This window comes from Allofournierella sp. (assembly GCF_017889395.1).
Lineage (GTDB): Bacteria > Bacillota > Clostridia > Oscillospirales > Ruminococcaceae > Allofournierella.
In genome coordinates this window covers 1-4,658 of the sequence record NZ_JAGHKE010000122.1, presented here as the reverse complement: position 1 = coordinate 4,658, position 4,658 = coordinate 1, and the positions used below count along the sequence as shown (strand labels likewise).

General features: G+C 62.8%; 5 protein-coding genes and 1 pseudogene. All 6 read left to right on the top strand.

Features of this window, described 5'->3' with window-relative positions:
• Positions 1-1,288, top strand: a pseudogene (locus J7G73_RS12360) (chromosome segregation protein SMC); the annotation flags it as partial.
• Positions 1,289-1,382: 94 nt separating this feature from the next.
• Positions 1,383-2,300: a signal recognition particle-docking protein FtsY gene (gene ftsY, locus J7G73_RS12355; RefSeq protein ID WP_291246476.1), complete on the top strand. Its 918-nt coding sequence runs from the start codon at positions 1,383-1,385 to the stop codon at positions 2,298-2,300.
• Positions 2,301-2,320: 20 nt separating this feature from the next.
• Entirely contained in the window at positions 2,321-2,956 is a 636-nt protein-coding gene (gene rdgB / locus J7G73_RS12350; RefSeq protein ID WP_291246475.1) for an RdgB/HAM1 family non-canonical purine NTP pyrophosphatase, read from the top strand.
• A gap of 40 nt (positions 2,957-2,996) precedes the next feature.
• Positions 2,997-3,302: a YhbY family RNA-binding protein gene (locus J7G73_RS12345; protein ID WP_087181547.1), complete on the top strand. Its 306-nt coding sequence runs from the start codon at positions 2,997-2,999 to the stop codon at positions 3,300-3,302.
• Positions 3,303-3,423: 121 nt separating this feature from the next.
• The gene (gene nadD / locus J7G73_RS12340) at positions 3,424-4,011 is read left to right on the top strand and encodes a nicotinate (nicotinamide) nucleotide adenylyltransferase (protein ID WP_158097482.1); all 588 of its coding nucleotides are present in this window, start codon (positions 3,424-3,426) and stop codon (positions 4,009-4,011) included.
• Positions 4,012-4,017: 6 nt separating this feature from the next.
• The gene (gene yqeK / locus J7G73_RS12335; RefSeq protein WP_291246474.1) at positions 4,018-4,605 is read left to right on the top strand and encodes a bis(5'-nucleosyl)-tetraphosphatase (symmetrical) YqeK; all 588 of its coding nucleotides are present in this window, start codon (positions 4,018-4,020) and stop codon (positions 4,603-4,605) included.
• Positions 4,606-4,658 lie beyond the last annotated feature (53 nt).

The following is a 4,658-nucleotide window of genomic DNA, read 5'->3' as shown; positions in this document are numbered from 1 at the left end:
GAACGAGACCATCCGCCAGAGCCGCAGGGAGCTGGAGGAGGCCAAGGCCGAGGAGACTCGTCTGGGCCAGCAGATCGCCGCTCTGGAGGCGGAGCTGGCCGAGCTGGCCGGAAGCGACGACAGCTTCCTGGCCACCCGGGCCCGCCTGTCCGACGAGCTGAGCGAGACCCGCCTGGCCCGTCTGGCCGCCGAGAAGGACGTGAGCCTGCACGAGGCCTCCATCCGGGATCTGGAAAGCCGTCACGGCGAGAGCGGCCAGCGGGAGCTGGCTCTGCGGGAAAACATCGAGCGGCTGAAAAAGGCCAACGAGGAGCACGAGCAGAGCATCCGCACCATCCAGGAGGAAAAGGAAAAGAGCGCCGGGCGCATCCGCGAGGCCGAGGAGGCCATCCGCAAGGCCGCCGAGGAGCGGATGCAGAAGGAAGGCAGCATCAGCAGCGAGAGCCAGCGCCAGCGGGCGGTGAGCGACGAGCGTGAAAAGATGAGCCAGGAGATGGCCCGCCTGAACGAGCGCAAGGCCGCCGCCGAAAAGGAGTACGACGAGCTGATCGCCAAGCTGTGGGAGGAATACCAGCTGACCATGAGCGATGCACAGTCCTTCTGCGTGCCCTTTGAAAGCGCCGCCGACCTGCGCCGCCAGGTGGCCGAGACCCGGGGCCGTATCCGGGCTCTGGGCAACGTGAACGTGGGCGCCATCGAGGAATACAAAGAGGTGAGCGAGCGCTACACCTTCTTAAAGAACCAGGTGCAGGATGTGGAGAAGAGCCGCACCGAGCTGGCGAGAATGATCGCCGAGCTCTCCACCGAAATGCAGGACATCTTTACCCGCAGCTTTGCCGAGATCAACCGGAACTTCGGCCGCATCTTCACCGAGCTGTTCGGCGGCGGTACCGCCTGCCTCAAGCTGGACGATGAGCTGAACGTGCTGGAATGCGGCATCGAAATTCAGGTGTCGCCCCCGGGCAAGGTCATCAAGAACCTGGCCGCACTGTCCGGTGGTGAGCAGGCGCTGGTGGCCATCAGCATCTACTTCGCCATTCTGGCGGTGAACCCGGCACCCTTCTGCATCCTGGACGAGATCGAGGCCGCGCTGGACGATGTGAACGTGGCCCGCTACGCCCAGTACCTGCGCCGCATCACCGACCACACCCAGTTCATTGTCATCACCCACCGCCGCGGCACCATGGAGGCCGCCGATGTGCTCTACGGTGTGACCATGCAGGAGGACGGCGTGTCCAAGCTGCTGCGTCTGGACCTGGAACAGGTGGACGCGACGCTGGTTTCGTGATATAAAAGAAGAGTACTGTCCGCCAAAAAGCGGACGCAATCGAACCACAGGCCCGCCTTAACCGGTGTGGCATAAGGAAACGAGGGGAGACATTATGGGACTTTTCAGCCGGAAGAAAAAGCTGGATGAAGGCCTGGCCAAAACCCGCAAGGGTTTCTTTGCCGGCATTCTGGACATGCTCAACGCGGGCGAGATCGACGACCATATGTACGAGGACCTGGAGGAGCAGCTGATCCTGGCCGACACCGGTGCCGATGAGGCGGTGCGGCTGGTGGAGGAGCTGCGCACCCGGGTGCGCAAGAACCACATCAAGACCGCGTCCGACGCGCTGGCCGCCCTGAAGGACATCATCACCGATGAGCTGGTGGCGGACGCCCCCATGGACATGAGCGGCAAGCCCGCCGTGATCCTGATGATCGGCGTGAACGGCGTGGGCAAGACCACCAGCATCGCCAAGCTGGCCAAGCTCTATAAGGACCAGGGCAAGCGGGTGATGCTGGCCGCGGGCGATACCTTCCGCGCCGCCGCCGCCGAGCAGCTGTGCATCTGGGCCGACCGGGTGGATGTGCCGGTGGTGCGCCACAACGAGGGCGCCGACCCGGCCGCCGTAGTCTTCGACGCGGTGCAGTCCGCCGCCGCCCGTGGCTACGACATCGTGATCTGCGACACCGCCGGCCGTCTGCACAACAAGCAGAACCTGATGAACGAGCTGAGCAAGATCAGCCGCAGCGTGCACAAGGCCTGTGAGACTGCCAGCGTGGAGACCCTGCTGGTGCTGGACGCCATCACTGGCCAGAACGCCATCAATCAGGCCTCCCAGTTCATCAGCTCCGCCGGTGCCACCGGCATCGTGCTCACCAAGCTGGACGGCACCGCCAAGGGCGGCGCGGTCATCAGCGTGAAGCAGAAGCTGGGCCTGCCGGTGCGCTTTGTGGGCGTGGGCGAGGGAGTGGACGACCTGATGGAGTTCTCTCCCCACGATTTTGCCGACGCTCTGTTTGCTGAAAACTGATCCGAAGGAGACAGATTCCAATGCTCATCTGTGCAGCCACCGGCAACGCCGGTAAGTTAAAAGAGATCCGCCGCATTCTGGAGGCCCAGGGCCATGAGGTGAAAAGCCAGAAGGAGCTGGGCATCACCCTGGCGCCGGAGGAGACCGGCACCACCTTTGCGGAAAATGCCCTCATCAAGGCAAAGGCCATCTGTGAAGCCAGCGGCCTGCCCACTCTGGCCGACGATTCCGGCCTGATGGTGGAGGCGCTGGGCGGTGCGCCCGGCGTTTACAGCGCCCGCTACTGCGGCCGCCACGGCGACGACGAGGCCAACAACGACAAGCTTCTGGCCGAGCTGGCCGGGGTGGAGGAGGGCAAACGGGCGGCAAAGTTCGTGTCCGCCGTCTGCTTCTACCTGCCCGAGGGCCGCTTTGTCACCTATCTGGGCGAGTGCCCGGGCCGGGTGCTCTTTGAGCGCCGGGGCACCAACGGCTTCGGCTATGACCCCCTGTTTGTGCCCGATGAAGTGGGCCTGGCAGAGGGCGGCGTGCGCCCCAACACCGAGGACCGCACCTATGCCGAGCTGGAGGCCATTGAAAAGGACGCCATCAGCCACCGGGGCAAGGCCATGACCCTGCTGGACAAAAACCTGGCCGCCTTCCTGAACGAGGGCTGAGCCAAAAACAATTGATTCTATAGAAAATAAGGAGAACACTATGCTCACCAGTAAACAACGCGCCGCGCTGCGCGCCGCCGCCAACACCCTCGATCCGGTCTTCCAGGTCGGCAAGGGCGAGATTGACGAGATGCTCATCAAGTCCACCGCCGATTGCCTGGCAGCCCGGGAGCTGATCAAGATGAAGGTGCTGGAGACCAGCATGTACAACGCCAAGGAGGCCGCCGCCATTCTGGCCGAGGCCACCGGCGCCGATGTGGTGCAGGTCATTGGCTCCAAGTTCGTGCTGTTTTTGAAGAAAAAGAAGGAGTCCAAGTTTGAGGATATCCTGAAGGCCGCCCGCTGAGCAGCCGAAAAACGGCCCGAAAAACAGATTGTTTACAATTTGTTTGTAACTTTTTTGAAATATCTGCCCGGCAAGCCTCGTTGTTTGAATGCATGGCCGGGCAGGATGGGGGAATGGTGCAATGAAACTGCTGTTGTTCGGGGGCACCTTTGACCCGCCCCACAACGGCCATATGCGACTTTTGCAGAGCGCCATCGACGCGGTGCAGCCGGATAAGGTGGTGGTCATGCCAGCGGGCATCCCGCCTCACAAGGCGGCCAGCGCCACCCCGGCCAGCCTGCGGCTGACCATGTGCCAGTGCTTTGCGCCGCTGCACCCGGATCTCACCGTCTCGGACTGGGAGATCGGCCGCGGCGGCAAGAACTATACCATCGACACGGTGCGCATGCTGGAAAGCCGCTACCCCGGCGCCGAGATCTTTCTCAGCGTGGGCAGCGATATGCTCACCACCTTCACCCAGTGGAGGGAGTGGCAGAGCCTGCTGGAGAAAACCACCCTGGTGGTCCAGAGCCGCTACAGCGGCGATGCGGCATCCCTTGCGGCAGCGGCCCGGGATCTGGAAGCAGCGGGCGGCCGGGTAGTCTTCGCCCATGCCCCGGTGCTGCAGGCAGCCTCCAGCGACGTGCGCGCTGGGAAGCTGGGCATGGATGCACTGCCGCCTCTGGTGCAGCACATCTGCAAACAGTATCATTTATACGAAAAGAGCTGAGGACCCATGAACGCAAAAGAAGCGCAGAAGATGGTAAAGGCGTGCCTTTCCCAAAAGCGCTACACCCACACCATCAACGTGCGGGACGCGGCGGTGCATCTGGCCGAAAAGTACGGGGCAGACCCGGCCAAGGCCGAGCTGGCCGCTTTGCTGCATGACGCGGTGAAGGAGCGCAGCCGGGAGGAATTGTTGCAGATATTGCAAAACAATGCTATAATGGCACAAAATGCCGAAAAAAGCCCCCCGCCGGTCTGGCACGGCATCTGTGCCGCCATCCTGGCCCAGACCGAATGGGGCGTCACCGACCCGGAGATCGTCAGCGCCATCCGCTGCCATACCACCGGCAAGGCCGGCATGTCCAAGCTGGACAAGATCATTTATCTGAGCGATATGATCAGCGCCGAGCGGGACTACCCGGAGGTGTACGAGCTGCGCAGGCTCGCCGAGGAGGATCTGGACAAGGCCGTCTGCACGGCCGTGGAGAAGAACATTGGATGGATGAAGGAATGCGGCAAATCCATCGACCCCTTGTCGCTCGAGGCCCTGGAGGACCTGAAGCGCGGCATGCAAACCAGGGAGGATACCCATGAATGAACCCAAACAGCCCCGTAAACTGAACACCGGCTCCGCTTCGGGCCGTTCGTCCG